Source organism: Streptomyces sp. NPDC059255 (assembly GCF_042752355.1).
In the GTDB taxonomy this organism is placed as follows: domain Bacteria; phylum Actinomycetota; class Actinomycetes; order Streptomycetales; family Streptomycetaceae; genus Streptomyces.
In genome coordinates this window covers 1-16,659 of the sequence record NZ_JBHYZP010000022.1, presented here as the reverse complement: position 1 = coordinate 16,659, position 16,659 = coordinate 1, and the positions used below count along the sequence as shown (strand labels likewise).

The 16,659-nt window shown below is 73.1% G+C and carries 15 protein-coding genes; 12 read left to right on the top strand and 3 right to left on the bottom strand.

Annotation, left to right across the window (positions count from 1 at the left end):
- Positions 1–50: 50 nt before the first annotated feature.
- From ACFXKG_RS24370 to ACFXKG_RS24360, 3 genes are all read right to left on the bottom strand, one after another.
- The gene (locus ACFXKG_RS24370; RefSeq protein ID WP_329829234.1) at positions 51–278 is read right to left on the bottom strand and encodes a DUF3107 domain-containing protein; all 228 of its coding nucleotides are present in this window, start codon (positions 276–278) and stop codon (positions 51–53) included.
- 144 nt (positions 279–422) lie between these two features.
- Complete coding sequence (locus ACFXKG_RS24365) at positions 423–1,064, bottom strand: TetR/AcrR family transcriptional regulator (RefSeq protein ID WP_382891097.1); 642 nt, start codon at positions 1,062–1,064, stop codon at positions 423–425.
- 162 nt (positions 1,065–1,226) lie between these two features.
- Positions 1,227–1,457 carry a hypothetical protein gene (locus ACFXKG_RS24360; RefSeq protein WP_384842846.1) on the bottom strand — a complete coding sequence of 77 codons (231 nt, stop codon included), beginning with the start codon at positions 1,455–1,457 and terminating at the stop codon, positions 1,227–1,229.
- A gap of 111 nt (positions 1,458–1,568) precedes the next feature.
- Between ACFXKG_RS24360 and ACFXKG_RS24355 the strand changes: the two genes are divergently transcribed.
- The 12 genes from ACFXKG_RS24355 to moeZ all read left to right on the top strand — a co-directional run bounded on the left by ACFXKG_RS24355 (position 1,569) and on the right by moeZ (position 16,590).
- The gene (locus ACFXKG_RS24355; protein WP_384842842.1) at positions 1,569–2,621 is read left to right on the top strand and encodes an alpha/beta fold hydrolase; all 1,053 of its coding nucleotides are present in this window, start codon (positions 1,569–1,571) and stop codon (positions 2,619–2,621) included.
- Positions 2,622–2,629: 8 nt separating this feature from the next.
- Positions 2,630–4,054 (top strand): DUF3152 domain-containing protein, encoded by a 1,425-nt coding sequence (locus ACFXKG_RS24350; RefSeq protein WP_384842839.1) that lies wholly within the window; start codon positions 2,630–2,632, stop codon positions 4,052–4,054.
- 176 nt (positions 4,055–4,230) lie between these two features.
- Positions 4,231–4,329 (top strand): Ms4533A family Cys-rich leader peptide, encoded by a 99-nt coding sequence (locus ACFXKG_RS24345; protein WP_384842836.1) that lies wholly within the window; start codon positions 4,231–4,233, stop codon positions 4,327–4,329.
- Positions 4,330–4,569: 240 nt separating this feature from the next.
- Positions 4,570–6,294, top strand: a complete 1,725-nt coding sequence (locus ACFXKG_RS24340) for an ABC transporter substrate-binding protein (protein ID WP_384842834.1) — start codon at positions 4,570–4,572, stop codon at positions 6,292–6,294.
- A complete protein-coding gene (locus ACFXKG_RS24335; protein WP_384842831.1) occupies positions 6,291–7,364 on the top strand; it encodes an ABC transporter permease in 1,074 nt (357 codons plus the stop codon). The genes ACFXKG_RS24340 and ACFXKG_RS24335 overlap by 4 nt, the downstream gene beginning before the upstream one ends.
- The gene (locus tag ACFXKG_RS24330; protein WP_384842828.1) at positions 7,361–8,350 is read left to right on the top strand and encodes an ABC transporter permease; all 990 of its coding nucleotides are present in this window, start codon (positions 7,361–7,363) and stop codon (positions 8,348–8,350) included. Before ACFXKG_RS24335 ends, ACFXKG_RS24330 begins: the two co-directional genes overlap by 4 nt.
- Complete coding sequence (locus ACFXKG_RS24325; protein ID WP_384842826.1) at positions 8,347–10,059, top strand: dipeptide ABC transporter ATP-binding protein; 1,713 nt, start codon at positions 8,347–8,349, stop codon at positions 10,057–10,059. Before ACFXKG_RS24330 ends, ACFXKG_RS24325 begins: the two co-directional genes overlap by 4 nt.
- Before the next feature lie 203 nt (positions 10,060–10,262).
- On the top strand, positions 10,263–12,074 hold the full coding sequence (locus ACFXKG_RS24320; protein ID WP_384842823.1) for a glycosyltransferase: 1,812 nt from the start codon (positions 10,263–10,265) through the stop codon (positions 12,072–12,074).
- Positions 12,067–13,344 carry a hypothetical protein gene (locus tag ACFXKG_RS24315; RefSeq protein WP_384842820.1) on the top strand — a complete coding sequence of 426 codons (1,278 nt, stop codon included), beginning with the start codon at positions 12,067–12,069 and terminating at the stop codon, positions 13,342–13,344. Before ACFXKG_RS24320 ends, ACFXKG_RS24315 begins: the two co-directional genes overlap by 8 nt.
- 154 nt (positions 13,345–13,498) lie before the next feature.
- On the top strand, positions 13,499–14,479 hold the full coding sequence (locus ACFXKG_RS24310; RefSeq protein ID WP_384842817.1) for an NAD-dependent epimerase/dehydratase family protein: 981 nt from the start codon (positions 13,499–13,501) through the stop codon (positions 14,477–14,479).
- Positions 14,467–15,339: a spherulation-specific family 4 protein gene (locus ACFXKG_RS24305; protein ID WP_384842814.1), complete on the top strand. Its 873-nt coding sequence runs from the start codon at positions 14,467–14,469 to the stop codon at positions 15,337–15,339. The genes ACFXKG_RS24310 and ACFXKG_RS24305 overlap by 13 nt, the downstream gene beginning before the upstream one ends.
- Positions 15,340–15,411: 72 nt before the next feature.
- Entirely contained in the window at positions 15,412–16,590 is a 1,179-nt protein-coding gene (gene moeZ, locus ACFXKG_RS24300) for an adenylyltransferase/sulfurtransferase MoeZ (RefSeq protein WP_384842811.1), read from the top strand.
- Positions 16,591–16,659: the final 69 nt, after the last annotated feature.

Below are 16,659 nucleotides of genomic sequence, written 5' to 3'. Positions count from 1 at the left end.
CCCGGCGGGAATCCCGCCGGGCCACTTCTCCTGTCGGTCGACGACAGCGGCTACAGGTTGCCGAAGCCCACCCGCCGTGCCGCCGGCTCACCGATCTCCACGTACGCGATCCGCTCGGCCGGTACGAGCACCTTGCGCCCCTTGTCGTCCGTGAGGCTGAGCAGCTGCGCCTTGCCGGCCAGCGCCGCGGACACGGCTCGCTCGACCTCCTCGGCGGACTGCCCGCTCTCCAGAACGATCTCGCGGGGCGTGTGCTGCACGCCGATCTTGACCTCCACGGCTATGTCCCTCCGAACGGTCTGCGTTGCGCGGCGAGCCGCGCGGTACGCAGCACACATTAGCCCGGAGCGACCCTCCGGAAGGCGCCGCGGGGCACGCCCGCAGCGAACACGGCCGGGACGGCGCCGGACCCGGCGCCCCGCTCAGTGCTGCTCGCTGCCGTGCAGGGGGAAGCCGGCGATACCCCGCCAGGCCAGCGAGGTGAGCAGCCGGACGGCCTGTTCGCGCGGAATCTGGGACTCGCTGGAGAGCCAGTAGCGGGCGACCACCTGGGAGACGCCGCCGAGCCCCACGGCCAGCAGCATGGACTCCTCCTTGGAGAGCCCGGTGTCCTCCGCGATCACGTCCGAGATCGCCTCGGCGCACTGCAGGGCGACCCGGTCCACGCGCTCGCGCACGGCCGGCTCATTGGTCAGGTCCGACTCGAAGACCAGGCGGAACGCGCCGCCCTCGTCCTCCACGTACGCGAAGTACGCGTCCATCGTCGCCTCGACGCGCAGCTTGTTGTCCGTCGTCGACGCCAGCGCCGTGCGGACCGCCAGCAGCAGCGCCTCGCAGTGCTGGTCCAGCAGGGCGAGGTACAGCTCCAGTTTTCCCGGGAAGTGCTGGTAGAGCACGGGCTTGCTGACGCCCGCGCGCTCGGCGATGTCGTCCATCGCGGCCGCGTGGTACCCCTGCGCGACGAAAACTTCCTGTGCGGCGCCCAGCAACTGGTTGCGCCGGGCGCGACGCGGCAGGCGGGTGCCTCGCGGGCGCGCCGCCTCGGTCTGCTCTATGGCTGTCACGCCGCCTCCCAAAATTCGTTTGTGTGCGCATGGTGCGCCGCCCCGCCATCGTACTTTTGGGTAACCCGGCCGCGCGTGGTGAAGGAGGCAGAATTTCACGGACCGGACGCGTACGGTAGCCGGGCCGGGCGCGGGGCGCTGCCCGGCCGGGGAAGGCCCAGGTCAGCGGTAGTCCTCTTCGTCGCCCAGATCCACCGTTCTCGCCTGGTCGGCGGCGTCGCCCTCACTCGCCGTGTCCGGGTCGATGTGCGTCAGCGGTTCGTCACGCCCCCGCCGCACCTCCCTGCGCTGCTCGGCGGCGTCCGCCTCCGGGACCTCGTCGGCCGCCCCGGCGCTCCGGCCGTACCGGACCTCCGGTTCGAAGGTGTCGGGGTCCGTGGGATCGACTCTCATACCGGCCCCCTTTCTCTCCCTCCGAGCCTAGAAGCCGGGGGTGCCACGCGCCATACGGCCTGTGACGGCGAACACGTGAATCCCGGCGTGATCGTCTCGTAACATTGCCGCATGTCGTCGACCGAGCTGCCGGAAACCGTAGCCGCCGCCGTGGCTCCGAAGGTGAGTCCCGTACGGGTCGCGGAGGGGGAGGAGCTGCGCTCCGTCACCCTGCCCGGGCTCACCCTGACCGTGCGGTCGCGGCCCGCGACCGGACCCGGAGCCGCGCCGGGGCTGTACGTGCACGGGCTGGGCGGCTCGTCGCAGAACTGGTCGGCGCTGATGCCGTACCTCGCGGACCTGATCGACGGCGAGGCCGTCGATCTGCCCGGCTTCGGGGACTCGCCCCCGCCGTCCGACGGCAACTACTCCATCGCGGCGCACGCCCGCGCGGTGATCCGGCTGCTGGACGCGGGCGGGCGCGCCCCCGTGCATCTCTTCGGCAATTCCCTGGGCGGCGCCGTCGTGACGCGGGTGGCGGCCGCCCGGCCCGATCTGGTGCGGACACTGACGCTGATCTCCCCGGCGCTGCCGGAGATCCGGGTGCAGCGCACCGCGCTGCCCACGGCACTGCTCGCGGTCCCGGGGGTCGCCGGGCTCTTCGGCAGGCTCACCCGGGAGTGGACGGCGGAGCAGCGCACGCGCGGGGTGATGGAGCTCTGCTACGGCAACCCCTCCGCCGTCGCGGACGAGGATGTGCGCCGCGCGGCGGCGGAGATGGAGCGCCGGCTTCAACTGCCACATTTCTGGGAGGCGATGACCGGCTCCGCGCGCGGTATCGTCGACGCGTACACACTGGGCGGACAGCACGCGCTGTGGCGGCAGGCCGAACGGGTACTGGCACCGACCCTGCTCGTCTACGGCGGGCGGGATCAGCTCGTCTCGTACCGGATGGCCCGCCGGGCCTCGGCCGCTTTCCGCGACTCGCGGCTCCTGACGCTCCCCGAGGCGGGGCACGTCGCCATGATGGAGTACCCGCGGCAGGTCGCCCAGGCGTGCCGGGACCTCATCGACGAGAACCGCCCGAAGACCGGCCCTGGAACCGAATCGGAACCGGGGCCGTCATCCGATTCGGCATCCGGCTCGGGTGCAGAGACGACGATCGACGAACACGGCAGGAGCTGATCCGGGGCGTGGGACGACACAGCCGCAAAGGCCCCGCAACCCAGGGCTCGCCGGGTGCGGGTGACCTCGCGGCAGGTGGACCCGGGCAGGACCGGGAAGGGCCGGGGAAGGGCCGCCGTCGGCGCCCCGGCGAGGGCCCCGCGCAGGAGCAGGAACAGCACGGAACCCCCGCGCATGGGACTCCCGTGCACGGCACCCCCGCGCACGGCGTGCCGCAGGTGCGGGGCGGTCATCCCGAGCAGCGTGAGTCCGGGGGCGGTTGGGGCGGCGAACGCCGTTACGGCGACCCGCGGGGTGCCGCGCCGCGCGGCGCGGCACCGCGGACCGGAGGCGTGACGGGCGCCGCCGGAGCGCGGAGTTCCGGTGGGGCGGGGAGCGCGGGCGGTACGTCGACGCCGCTGATCCCGGGCCCGCGCAAGGAGTTCGTGGACGCGTTCGACGCCTTCGCCGTTCCGGCCGCCACCCCGGTGCCCCGGCCCGTACCCAAGCCCGGTGCCGGCGGCGACGACGGTACGGGCGCGGCGCGCGGCGGCGGCGCCGTCATCGACGCCGCCGACGCCGCCGACGGCTCCGAGGCGGGGCCGGACGCGGAGGAGCCCGCCAGAGGCGGCTGGGGCCGCGCGCTCACCGGGATCGCCGCCGCCGCGGTGACCACCGTCCTCGCGGTCGTGGTGGCCGGGCAGGTCACCGGCTCCGGCTCCGACCCGTCCGACGCGCGGGCGGCCGACGGGATCGACCGGGCGGAGGAGAACGGCGACGGCGCCTCGCGGTCCGACGACCGGACCTCCCCCGCGACCGGGCAGGGCGACGCGAAGCCCCCGGCCGCCGCGGTGACGTACGAACAGGTGATGACCCGCCAGTTCCCGCTGGACCCGAAGCTGGAGGCGGCGGGCACCTTCACCGCCGTGCCGGGCCTCGCCGAGGCGCCCGGCAAGGGGCAGAAGGTCCGCTACCGCGTGGACATCGAGAACGGACTCGGCCTGGACGGGGCGCTGTTCGCGGAGGCCGTCCAGAAGACCCTGAACGACCGGCGGAGCTGGGCGCACAACGGCGAGATGGCCTTCGAACGGATCTCCAGCGGCGAGCCCGATTTCGTCATCACGCTGGCGAGCCCGGGGACCACGGCAGTCTGGTGTGCGAAGTCCGGACTCGACACGACCGTCGACAACGTGTCCTGCGACTCCGCCGCGACCGACCGCGTGATGATCAACGCCTTCCGCTGGGCCCAGGGCGCGGAGACCTTCGGCGCCAAGGCGATGTTCGGGTACCGGCAGATGCTGATCAACCACGAGATCGGCCACCGGCTCGGCCACAGCCATGTGAACTGCCGCACGCCGGGCGCCCTCGCGCCGGTGATGCAGCAGCAGACCAAGACGCTCGACATCGACGGGGTGAAGTGCCGGCCGAACCCCTGGGTCTACCCGGACGAGTGATTCCGGCCCCGGCCCCGCGGGGAGCGCCGGGGAGCCCCCAAGACCACCCGAGACCACCCGGGAGCGCCCTTGGAGACCCGTCCGCCGCCGGTGCGGTTCCGTGATCGTCCGTATGGTGAGAGACCTGTCTCACTCCGCGTTGACATTCGAACACTGCCTCATCCATATTTCTCCGCATGTCGTCCGCCTCCGCACCTGCCTACCGTCACGCCGCCTTTGAGCTCGCGCTCATCGGCGTGACGCCGCTGTGCGTGGCCGACATTCTCTGTAGCTGACGCCGTCCGAGTACGCCCCCTCCACCGCACTCTCCGCGGCGGACCGGCGTGCCCGGGCGCACTGCCGTCCGTATGCGGGCGCGGCGTCCTGATCTGCCTGTTCTCCTCTCCGCCGCTGCCGCCTGCGCGGACACCGGGCGTTCCACGCCCTCTGTTCCCGTCCCGCTCGCCCCTGTCACTCTTGTGCACTCCGTCACTCTGTGCACGCCGTGCGCGCAGCCCACCGAGAGGCTTCTTCCGATGCGTCAACCGTCCGTGTTCACCCGCCGCGTGACCGTGGCAGCCGTCACCCTGGCCGTGGCAGCGGGCGCCGCCGCCTGCGCCGGCCCCCAGGACAACGATGCCAAGAGCGACGGCTCGGCCCAGGGCAAGCCCCAGAAGGGCGGCACGCTCTCGGTGCTCAACACCGAGCCGCAGGCCGACTTCGACCCGGCGCGCCTCTACACCTCCGGCGGCGGCAACGTCCCCTCGCTGGTCTTCCGTACGCTGACCACCCGCAACCGGGAGGACGGCGCGGCCGGCACCAAGGTCGTCCCCGACCTCGCCACCGACACGGGCCGCCCCAACGCCGACGCCACCGAGTGGACGTACACCCTCAAAGAGGGGCTGAAGTTCGAGGACGGCTCTCCGATCACCACCGCCGACATCAAGTACGGCATCGAGCGTTCCTTCGCCGCCGAACTCTCCGGCGGCGCCCCCTACCTGCGCGACTGGCTGATCGGCGGCGCCGAGTACCAGGGCCCCTACAAAGACCCGAAGGGGCTCGCCTCGATCGAGACGCCCGACGCCCGCACCATCGTCTTCAAGCTGAACAAGCCCGAGGGCGACTTCCCCTTCGTCGCCACCCAGACGCAGTTCGCACCGGTGCCCAAGGCCAAGGACAAGGGCGCCAAGTACGAGGAGCACCCGATCTCCTCGGGCCCGTACAAGGTCGTCAAGAACGAGGGCGACGGCCAGCACATGGTGCTGGAGCGCAACCCGCACTGGTCCGAGAAGACCGACGACCAGCGCCACGCCTACCCCGACAAGATCGACGTCAAGGCCGGACTCGACTCGGCCGTCATCAACCAGCGGCTCGCCACCAGCTCCGGCGCCGACGCCGCCGCCGTCACCACCGACACCAACCTCGGCCCCGCAGAGCTGGCCGAGGTCGGCAGCGACAAGGCGCTCGCCGCCCGCGTCGGCACCGGCCACTTCGGCTACACGAACTACCTCGCCTTCAACCCGAAGGTGAAGCCGTTCGACAACCCCAAGGTGCGCCAGGCGATCGCGTACGCCATCAACCGCACCAGCGTGATCAACGCGGCCGGCGGCTCCGCGCTCGCCGAGCCGGCCACCACCTTCCTGCCCGAGCAGAAGGCGTTCGGCTACACCCCGTACGACCACTTCCCGGCGGGCAAGACCGGTGACCCGGCGAAGGCCAAGGAGCTGCTGAAGGAGGCCGGCCACCCCGACGGGCTGACCATCTCCCTCATCCACTCCACCGCGCAGAACCGCGAGACCAGCCCCGAGGTCGCCACCGCCGTCCAGGAAGGGCTCAAGAAGGCGGGCATCACCGTCAAGCTCGTGGGACTGGAGCCGAACGCCTTCAACGAGGCCCGCTGGAGCGTCAAGAACGCGCCCGGCTTCTTCCTCTCCCGGTGGGGCGCCGACTGGCCGTCCGGCGGCCCGTTCCTGGCGCCGATCTTCGACGGACGGCAGATCGTCAAGGACGGCTCCAACTTCAACCACGCGCAGTTCGACGACGCGGCGGTCAACAAGGAGATCGACGAGATCAACAAGCTGACCGACCTCTCCGCCGCCGCGAAGCGCTGGGGCGCGCTCGACAAGAAGATCGGTGAGCAGGCCCTCGACGTGCCGCTCTTCCACCCCGTGTACAAGCGGCTCTACGGCAAGGACGTCAAGAACATCGTGATCAGCGACTGGACCGGCGTCCTCGACATCTCGCAGGTCGCGGTCAAGTGAGTACCGCTCCCGATCCGGTGGCGGCGGGGGCGGCGGGCACCACGGCCCCCGCCCCGGCCGCTCCCTCCTCCGGCGCCGGCCAGGTCTGGCGACGGCTGCGCGGACGCCCCTCGGCCCTGGTGGCCGGGGGCGTCCTCGCGCTGCTCGTGGTGCTGGCGCTCGCCGCGCCGCTGCTCGCCGCGCTGGAGGGCCAGGACCCGAACACGTACCACGACTCGCTCGTCGACTCGGCGCGCGGCGGCGTGCCCCTCGGCTCGTTCGGCGGGGTGAGCGGCGACCACTGGCTGGGCGTCGAACCCGGCACCGGGCGCGACCTGTTCGTACGGCTGCTCTACGGCGCCCGGATCTCGCTGCTCGTCGCCGTCGGCGCCACCGTCGTCCAGGTGGCGATCGGTGTCACCGTCGGCCTCGCGGCCGGACTCGGCAACCGGTGGCTGGACAGCTTCCTCAGCCGGGTCACCGATGTGATGATCGCGCTGCCGATGCTGGTGCTCGCCATCGCCCTGACGGCCGTCGTACCCCAGGACTTCCCCCGTCCGCTGCTGCTGATCCTCGTCATCGGCCTGCTCAACTGGGGAGGTACGTCGCGGATCGTACGGGCGCAGACCCTCACCCTGAAGCAGCTCGACTTCGTGGCCGCGGCCCGGCTCGGCGGCTCGGGGCGGCTGCGCGTGGCACGGCGCGAACTGCTGCCGTCGCTCGCGGCGCCCGTCATCACGTACGCGGCGATCCTGCTCCCCACCAACATCGTCATCGAGGCGTCGCTGTCCTTCCTCGGCGTGGGCGTCAAGCCGCCGACGCCGTCGTGGGGCGTGATGCTGTCGACCGCGCAGACCTGGTTCCGCGCCGACCCGATGTACGTCCTGCTCCCCGCCGGTCTGCTCTTCGTGACCGTGCTCGCCTTCACCGTGCTGGGGGACGCGGTACGTACGGCGCTCGACCCGCGCGAGGCCAGCCGGCTCCGGGTCGGGACGCGCGACCGTACCCGTACGTCCGGCAAGGCCCGTACGTCCGGCAAGGCCCGTACGTCCGGCAAGGCCCGTACCCCCCTCAAGGACACCGCCTCATGACGCGCTATCTGATCAAACGGCTCGCCGGCGCGCTCCTGGTCCTGCTCGTGCTCTCCGTCGCCGTCTACGCGCTCTTCTACCTGGCGCCCGGCGACCCGGCCCGGCTCGCCTGCGGCGAACGCTGCTCCACCCAGCAGGTCGACCAGGTGCGCGAACGCCTCGGCCTCGGCCAGTCGGTCTTCGCGCAGTACGGACACTTCCTGCGCGGCATCGTCGCCGGGCGCGACTACTCCACCGGCACCTCGGTGCTCCACTGCGACGCGCCCTGCCTCGGCTTCTCGTACAAGACGGACCAGCAGGTCACCCAGCTCATCCTGGAGCGGCTGCCCGCGACGGTCTCCCTCGCCGTCGGCGCGATGGTCGTCTGGCTGGTCATCGGGGTCGGCACCGGTCTGCTCTCCGCGCTGCGGCGCGGCGGGATCACCGAGCGCGCGCTGACCGTGCTCACCCTCGCCGGGACCGGCACGCCCGTCTTCATCCTGGGGCTGCTGCTCCTGATGGTGGTCTGCGCGTACCTCCAGTGGCTGCCGTTCCCGTCGTACGTACCGCTGAGCGACGACCCCGAGCAGTGGGCGTGGAACATGCTGCTGCCCTGGCTCACGCTCGGGCTGTTCGAGAGCGCGAAATACGCGCGGTTGACGCGGAGTTCGACGCTGGAGACGCTGGCCGACGACCATATCCGCACCTTCCGCGCCTACGGGGTCGGGGAGCGCGCGGTCGTCGCGCGGCACGCGCTGCGCGGCGCCCTGCCGCCGGTCATCGCGCTCAACGCGAACGACTTCGGCACGGTGATCGGCGGGGCGGTGCTCACCGAGACCCTGTTCGGCATCCCCGGTGTCGGCAAGACGCTCATCGACTCGGTGCGGGACGTCGATCTGCCGGTGGTGGTGGGCGTGGTGCTGGTGACCGGAGCGGCCGTCGTACTGGCCAATGTCGTGGCGGACCTGCTGTACGCCGTGGCCGACCGAAGGGTGGCTCTCCTGTGACGCGCACGACCTCCACGGCTCCCGAGGCCGCCGCTACGGAGCCGCTGGTCCTCGTCGAGGACCTGACCGTCGACTTCACGGCGGGCGCGGACGACACCGTACGCGCCGTGGACGGGCTCTCCTTCTCGCTCACCGCGGGCCGGGCGATCGGCCTGGTCGGCGAGTCCGGCAGCGGCAAGAGCACCGTCGCGGGCGCGCTCCTCGGGCTGCACCGGGGGACCGGCGCGCGCGTCGGCGGTACGGTCCGGGTCGCCGGTACGGACGTCGGCACCGCCTCCGACCGCGAACTGCGCGCGCTGCGCGGCGCGGTGGCCGCGATGGTCTTCCAGGACCCGCTCTCCTCGCTGGACCCGTACTACGCGGTGGGGGACCAGATCGCCGAGGTCTACCGCGTCCACACCGACGCCACCCGGCGCGCGGCGCGCGCGCGGGCGGTCGAGGTGCTGGACCGCGTGGGCATCCCCGACGCCGCGCGCCGCGCGCGCTCCCGGCCGCACGAGTTCAGCGGCGGAATGCGCCAGCGCGCGCTGATCGCGATGGCGCTGGCCTGCGAGCCGCGCCTGCTGATCGCGGACGAACCCACCACGGCGCTCGACGTGACCGTCCAGGCGCAGATCCTCGACCTCCTCCACGACCTGCGCCGCGAGACGGGCATGGGGCTGCTGCTGGTCACCCATGACGTGGGGGTCGCGGCGGAGAGCGTCGACGAGGTGCTGGTGATGCGGCACGGGCGTGAGATCGAGCGCGGGGGCGTCGCGGACGTCCTGGGCGCTCCGAAGGACACGTACACCCGCACCCTGCTCTCGGCGGTGCCCCGGGTGGACGCGCCGGTCGAACGCGCCCCGGGTGCTCCGGAATCCGGCGGGCCGCTGATCGAAGCGGTCGGCCTGCGCCGGGAGTTCCGGCGCGGACGGACGACCGTCACCGCCGTGGACGGGGTCTCGCTCACCGTCGCGCCGGGGGAGACCCTGGGCATCGTCGGCGAGTCGGGCAGCGGCAAGACCACGCTGGGCCGGATGCTCGTACGGCTGCTCGACCCGACCGCCGGGACCCTGAACTACCGGGGCGCGGAGATCGGCACGGCGTCCGAGAAGGAGCTGCGGCCCTACCGCCGCGAGCTCCAGATGATCTTCCAGGACCCGGTCTCGTCGCTCAACCCGCGCCGTTCGGTGGGCGAGTCCGTCGCGGACCCGCTGCGGGCCGCGGGGGTGCTGGACGAGCGGGAGACCGTCGAGCGGGTCCGGGGGCTGCTGGAGCGGGTCGGGCTCGACCCCGACCGGTACGACCGGTACCCGCACGAGTTCAGCGGCGGCCAGCGCCAGCGCGTCGGGATCGCCCGCGCGCTCGCCGCCGAGCCCCGGCTGATCGTCTGCGACGAGCCCGTCTCCGCGCTCGACGTGACGACCCAGGCACAGGTCACCGCGCTCCTCGCGGAGCTCCAGCGGGAGTTGGGCCTCGCGCTGGTCTTCATCGCGCACGACCTCGCCGTCGTACGGCAGGTCAGTGACCGGATCGCCGTCATGAAGGACGGCAGGATCGTCGAACAGGGCACGGTCGAGGAGGTCTACGGGGCGCCCTCCGAGGCGTACACGAAGCAGCTCCTGGCCGCCGTCCCGGCGCTCGACCCGGGGCTCGCCGCGGCCCGCCGCGCGGCCCGCAGGGAGCTTCCGGCACCGCTCGCGCCCGCCGGGGAAGCGGCCCTGACCTGACCCGCGAGGTTCGCCGTACGTAAGCATCCGTTTTCGTAGCGCCACAGAACGCCATCGCTCCGAGAAAGTTACGTGCATTCACCCCTTCCGGTGGTGCGACGGACAACCGTCCGTCGTACCACCCGGTTGTCCGTTTACGGTCGTCCCGTCTGCGTGCCGCCGATCAACGGCGGCCGCCCACAAGGGAGATCGGGGGTGCGCTCATGCGGATCGGACTGCTCACGGACGGTGGCTATCCGTATGCGACCGGTGAGTCCAGGCTCTGGTGCGACCGGCTCGTACGCGGGCTCGCACCGCACGAGTTCCACATCTACGCGCTCAGCCGCAGCGCCCGGCAGGAGCGGAGCGGCTGGGTCCTGCTGCCGCCCCACGTCCCGGCCGAGCGGGTGCGCACCGCCCCGCTCTGGGCGTCGGCCGACGACGGCCGCGGTTACGGACGGCGCGACCGGCGCCGGTTCGCGCTCCACTTCGGGCGGCTGGCCGAGGCGATCTGCGCCGAGGGCGGTCCGGACGGCACGGACGGTACGGGTGCCGCGGGCACTGTGGGCGGCACGGGTGGGGCGGGCGGTACGGACGGCACGGGTGGGGCGGGCGGCACCGGTATCGCAGGTGGGGCGGGCGGCGTCGAGGCCTTCGCCGAGGGGCTGTACGGGCTGGCCGACCTCGGCCGCGAGCGCGGCGGGCTCTACGCGGCGCTCCGCTCGGAGACCGCCGTACGGCTGCTGGAGTCGGCCTGCCGGGCACCCGGCGCACGCCGGAGCGTACAGACCGCGGCCGTGCCCGACTTCCTCGCCTTCGCCGACCATCTGGAGCGCGCGCTGCGCCCCCTCTCGCTCGACTGGTACGGCGAGGACGACGGGCTGGGCGCGGTCGACCTCTGCCACGCCGCCTCCGGCGGCCCGGCCGCCCTGCCGGGGCTCCTGGCCAAACGCTTCTTCGGGGTGCCGCTGCTCCTCACCGAGTACGGCGTGCGGCTGCGGGCGCACTACCTGGCGACGCCGGACGCGGACGCCGCCTCCGGCGCGGATGCCGCCCCGGTACGCGCCCTGCTCGCCGCGTTCCACCGGCGGCTCGCCGCCGAGACCTACCGCCAGGCGGGCGCCGTCACCCCCGGCAACCTGCACGCCCGCCGCTGGCAGGAGCGGTGCGGCGCCGACCGAGCCAAGCTGCGGACCGTCTACCCGGGGATGGAGGCGGAGCGGTTCGCGGCGGTCGCGGACGACCTCGACAGCGCGGGCGATCCGGCGACGCTGGTCTGGATCGGCAGGATCGAACCCGCGAAGGACCTGATCTCGCTCCTGCACGCCTTCGCCGGAATCCGCCGGGCGGAGCCGGGCACCCGGCTGCGCATCGTCAGCGTGCCGGCGCGGGACGCGGAGGGCGCGGCGTACCTCGCGCACTGCCGGGTACTGGCCGCCCACCTCTTCCCCGACGAGGCGGCCGACGCGCACGCCGTCGGCGACAACCCGGTCTCCTTCGAGGAGATCGGCGGCCCCGAGGCACCCGACCTGCCGGACGTCTACGCCTCGGCCGGCCTGGTCGTGCTCTCCAGCGTGGTCGAGGGCTTCCCGATCAGCCTGGTCGAGGCGATGTTCTGCGGGCGCGCGACGGTCTCGACGGACGTCGGGGCGGTTGTCGAGGTCATCGGCGGTACGGGCCTCGTCGTCCCCCCGCGCAATCCGCGGGCGCTCGCGGACGCGTGTGTCGGGCTGCTGCGCGACCCCGAGCGCCGCGCCCGCCTGGGGGCCGCGGCCCGCGCCCGCGCGCTGGAACTCTTCACCGTCGAGCAGAACCTGGCGGCGTTCCGCGCGCTCTACCTCGAACTCATCTCCCACGCCCCCGGGCGCCGCCCGGCCGACTCGGTGGACGCGGACGGAGCCCCCGTCCCCTTCGCCCATCCGGCCGAGACCCGGGTCCCGGGCCACTGGACGGCGGTCCGCCGCCGACCGGACGGGCCGTCCGCCCCGGCGGAACGGGTAGGGGCGGGCGCCGGAGCGGGGGACCACGATGTCTGACACCCGTGACACCCACCACCCGCGTACGGACGGCGGGAAGGGAGCCGGACGACGAGGGTCCGCGGACCCCGTCAAGGCGCTGCTGCACCGGCACCGCGGGCTCTGCGAGCGGGCCGTCGATCCGCTGGAGATCGCCGCCGGGCTCGAAGCCCACGGGATCACCGACCGCACGGCCGCACGCTTCCGGCACCGGGACGTCTTCTCGCTCGCGGAGGAGCTGTACGCACGCGTCCCGGGGGCCACCGGCCACCGGGCCGGCCATCGGGATGCAGTCGGCCACGGGCAGCAGGGCCACCACGGGCACCGCGCGGGCCGTCACGTCGACAGCCTCGCCGACAGTCCTACCGACAGCCTGACGGGCAGTCGTGCCGGGAGCCGTACCGAGGGCCGCACCGAGAGCCGTGTCGAAAGCCGTACGTCGACCCGCCTCGGCGGTAACACCGGGAGCCGCGGGCGGGCCGCCCGGGCCGGGTGGGCGGGGGTCGTGCTGCTGCCCGGCGCCATCGCCTCCCTCACCCTCGCCGGTCTGGAACACAGCACCGGGCAGGGGCAGCTCGCGACAGCACTGGCGGGCACACTCGCACTCTCCGGCGCCGTGTCCGCCTGCCTCCGCCGCGGCCCCCTGCGCGCCCCGGGCCGCACCGTACCCGCCGCCGGGCTCTGGACGTACGCCCTGCTCACCTACCTGCTCTGCGGCGACGGCCTCCTCACCGCGCTCCTCGACGGCGGGCCCCACGGACCCTGGCCCGGCACCGCGACACCCCTGGTGACGCTCGCCGTCGCGGTCGCGCCCGCCGCCTGGTGCGCCCGGCTCTTCTCCGTGCGGGCGCGCCGCGGACTCACGGCCAGCCGAGATCTGGCCGACTTCGCCGCCCGGGCGCGCCCGCTGCTCCTCGGCGTCGTCGGGCTGTACGCCTGCGTCCTCGCCGTGCTGACCCCGCTGACCAATCTGCTCCACGCCGAGGACGGGGCCCTCGCCCCCACCGTCACCCTCGGCACCCTGCTCCTGCTCGCCCGGCTCCTCACCGTCCACGGCTTCCCCGAATCCGCGGCCACCGGGCTCGCCACCGCCTGCGCCCTGGAGGTCCTGGCCTGCGCCTCCGTGCTCGCCGGCCGTATCCCCGGCTGCGCCGCCCTCGCCGCGCCCGTCCGGGAACTCGTCCAGGCCGCGGGCCCGGCCGCCGTCCCCGCCCTCGCCTGCGGCGCCGCCGCCCTCGGCCTCCTCGTCCACGCCGCCGTCGCCCTCTCCCGGGCCTCGGCCCACACCTGAGCCCGCACACCTGAGCCCCGCACACCTCCGCCCTCTCACGCACCCCGCCCCGACAGAAGCCCCGTATCCAGGGACAGAAGGAGACGCACGACATGACCCGGCAATCCCCAGCACCGGCCCCCGCGACGGCCCGTCCGCGCAAAGGGGGCGCGCGATGAGGGTCCTGCTGCTCGGCGCCAACGGATTCCTCGGCCGCTTCGTGGCCGACCGGCTGCTCGCCGACCCCGCCGTCCACCTGACCGCGCTCGGCCGCGGCGACGACGCCGACGTACGGTTCGACCTCGCCGGCGGCAGTCCCGGGGCGCTCACCCGCTTCCTGGACGCCGTCCACCCCGGAGTGGTCATCAACTGCGCCGGAGCCACCCGGGGCGGCGCCCGCGAACTCACCCGGCACAACACCGTCGCCGTCGCCACCGTCTGCGAGGCCCTGCGCCGCAGCGGCTGCGGCGCCCGGCTCGTCCAGCTCGGCTGCGCCTCCGAGTACGGCCCCTCCCCGCAGGGCTCGTCGACCGCCGAGGACGCCGTGCCCCGCCCCGGCGGCCCGTACGGCGTCTCCAAGCTCGCCGCGTCCGAGCTGGTCCTCGGCTCCGGGCTCGACGCGATCGTCCTCCGGGTCTTCTCGCCCGTCGGCCCCGGCACCCCGGCGGGCTCCCCGCTCGGCCGGCTCGCCGAGGCGATGCGCCGGGCCATGCAGTCCGGCGACGGCGAGCTGAAGCTCGGCGGCCTCGGCGTGCAGCGCGACTTCGTCGACGTACGCGACGTGGCGCGCGCCGTGCACGCCGCCTCGCTCTCCGCCGCCCAGGGCATCGTCAACATCGGCACCGGCCGCGCCGTGAAGCTCCGGGACGCCGCCGCCGTACTCGCGAGGGTCGCCGGGTTCGCCGGCGCCCTCAACGAACTCGACCTGCCCCAGGGCCCGCCCGGGCTGCGCCCCGGGCACCCCATCATCGGCGCCCCCCGCGCCGAGACGGTGGCGGAGCACCTGGGGGCCGGACCGTTCCCGTACCCCGACGGCTGCGGCGCCTGGCAGCAGGCCGATGTACGGACCGCGCGCGACCGGCTCGGCTGGCGCCCCCGGATCAACCTGGAGGAATCCCTCGCCGACATCTGGATGGAGGCGGCATGTCGCATCTGACCCCGGGCGGCGGCAGCGCGCTCCCGCGTGCGCACCCTCCCCCCGGCCTCCAGGGGCCGCCCGCGGCCCGGACGGCCCGGCTCGGTCTCGGCGTCCCCGGCTACGCGCACCCCCTGGTCGCACCCGTCGAGTGGGCCGAGCTGACCCGCCCCTCCATCCCGCTGCACTGGGCCGTCCTCAACGTCGCGAACGGCCCCGGCGACCGCCCCGACCCGCACTGCCTCGACGCCGCGGGGCGGCTCACCAACGCGCGGCTCCGCGTCCTCGGCCATCTGGACCTGGCGTACGGGGGCCGCCCCGCGGCGGAGATCGTCGCCGACGCCCGGCGCTTCCTCGGCTGGTACCGGGTCGGCGGCTTCTACCTCGGCCGCTGCCCGGCGGGGCGGGCGGAGCTGCCCTGGGTACGGCGGACGACCACGGCCCTGGAGGCGCTGCTCGACAGGGCCCCCGACAGCGCGCGGGACGGCGGCTACATCGTCCTCGGGCACGGGATCCATCCGCACCCCGGATACCTGGACGCCGCCGACCAGTCGGTGACCTTCTCCGGGCCGTGGACCGACTACCGCTGGTCGCAGGCGCCGGCGTGGACCGCGGAGTACCCGCCGGAGCGCTTCGTCCATCTCGTCCACGGGGTACCGCGCGGCCATCTCGACGAGGCGCTGCGCGTCGCGCGCTGGCAGGGCGCCGGGACGATCTTCTTCACGGACTCGCTCCCCGGCCGTACGGACGTCCCCGTCGGGATCGGACTCCCCGACCCCATGGGACTCCCGGGGCGAACGGGGGAGAACACGCCTTTCGAGACATTGCCCGGCTTCTGGGACGAATTCGTCTCGCGACTCGGACTATGTGTCTTGGAATGAGGAAGGCCGTGGCAGTGTTACAGGGAGAACAACCTTACTGAATGACCGGCCAACCCCTTAGTTGAGGTCCCTGTGTCGCTGCCACCCTTGGTCGAGCCCGCTGCCGAGCTCACCGTCGACGAGGTCCGCAGGTACTCCCGTCATCTCATCATCCCGGATGTCGGGATGGACGGGCAGAAGCGGCTGAAGAACGCGAAGGTGCTCTGTGTGGGCGCCGGAGGTCTCGGTTCCCCCGCCCTGATGTATCTGGCCGCGGCCGGTGTCGGCACTCTCGGCATCGTGGAGTTCGACGAGGTCGACGAGTCGAACCTCCAGCGTCAGATCATTCACAGCCAGTCCGACATCGGCCGCTCCAAGGCCGCGTCGGCCCGTGACTCCGTTCTCGGCATCAACCCCTATGTGAACGTGATCCTTCACGAAGAGCGGCTTGAGGCCGAGAACGTGATGGAGATCTTCTCGCAGTACGACCTGATCGTGGACGGCACCGACAACTTCGCCACCCGCTATCTGGTCAACGACGCCTGCGTGCTGCTGAACAAGCCGTACGTATGGGGTTCGATCTACCGCTTCGACGGCCAGGCCAGCGTCTTCTGGTCCGAGCACGGCCCCTGCTACCGCTGCCTCTACCCCGAGCCCCCGCCGCCCGGCATGGTCCCCTCCTGCGCCGAGGGCGGCGTGCTGGGCGTGCTCTGCGCGTCCATCGGCTCCATCCAGGTCACCGAGGCGATCAAGGTGCTGGCGGGCGTCGGCGACCCGCTGGTCGGCCGGCTGATGATCTACGACGCCCTGGAGATGCAGTACCGCCAGGTCAAGGTCCGCAAGGACCCCGACTGTGCGGTCTGCGGCGCGAACCCGACCGTCACCGAACTCATCGACTACGAGGCGTTCTGCGGCGTCGTCTCCAAGGAGGCGCAGGAGGCGGCGGCCGGCTCGACGATCACTCCCAAGCAGCTCAAGGAGTGGATCGACGAGAAGGAGAACATCGAGATCATCGATGTCCGGGAGCCGAACGAGTACGAGATCGTCTCGATCCCCGGCGCGAAGCTGATCCCGAAGAACGAGTTCCTGATGGGCACCGCCCTGGCGACCCTCCCGCAGGACAAGAAGATCGTCCTGCACTGCAAGACCGGCGTCCGCAGCGCGGAGGTCCTCGCGGTGCTCAAGTCCGCGGGCTTCTCGGACGCGGTCCACGTCGGCGGCGGGGTCATCGGCTGGGTCAACCAGATCGAGCCGGAGAAGCCGGTCTACTAGGTCTCGCAGGCCACGTCCGGGACGTCCGGCAGGTCCGGGACGTCCGGCAGATCCGGAGAGGGGCCGGAC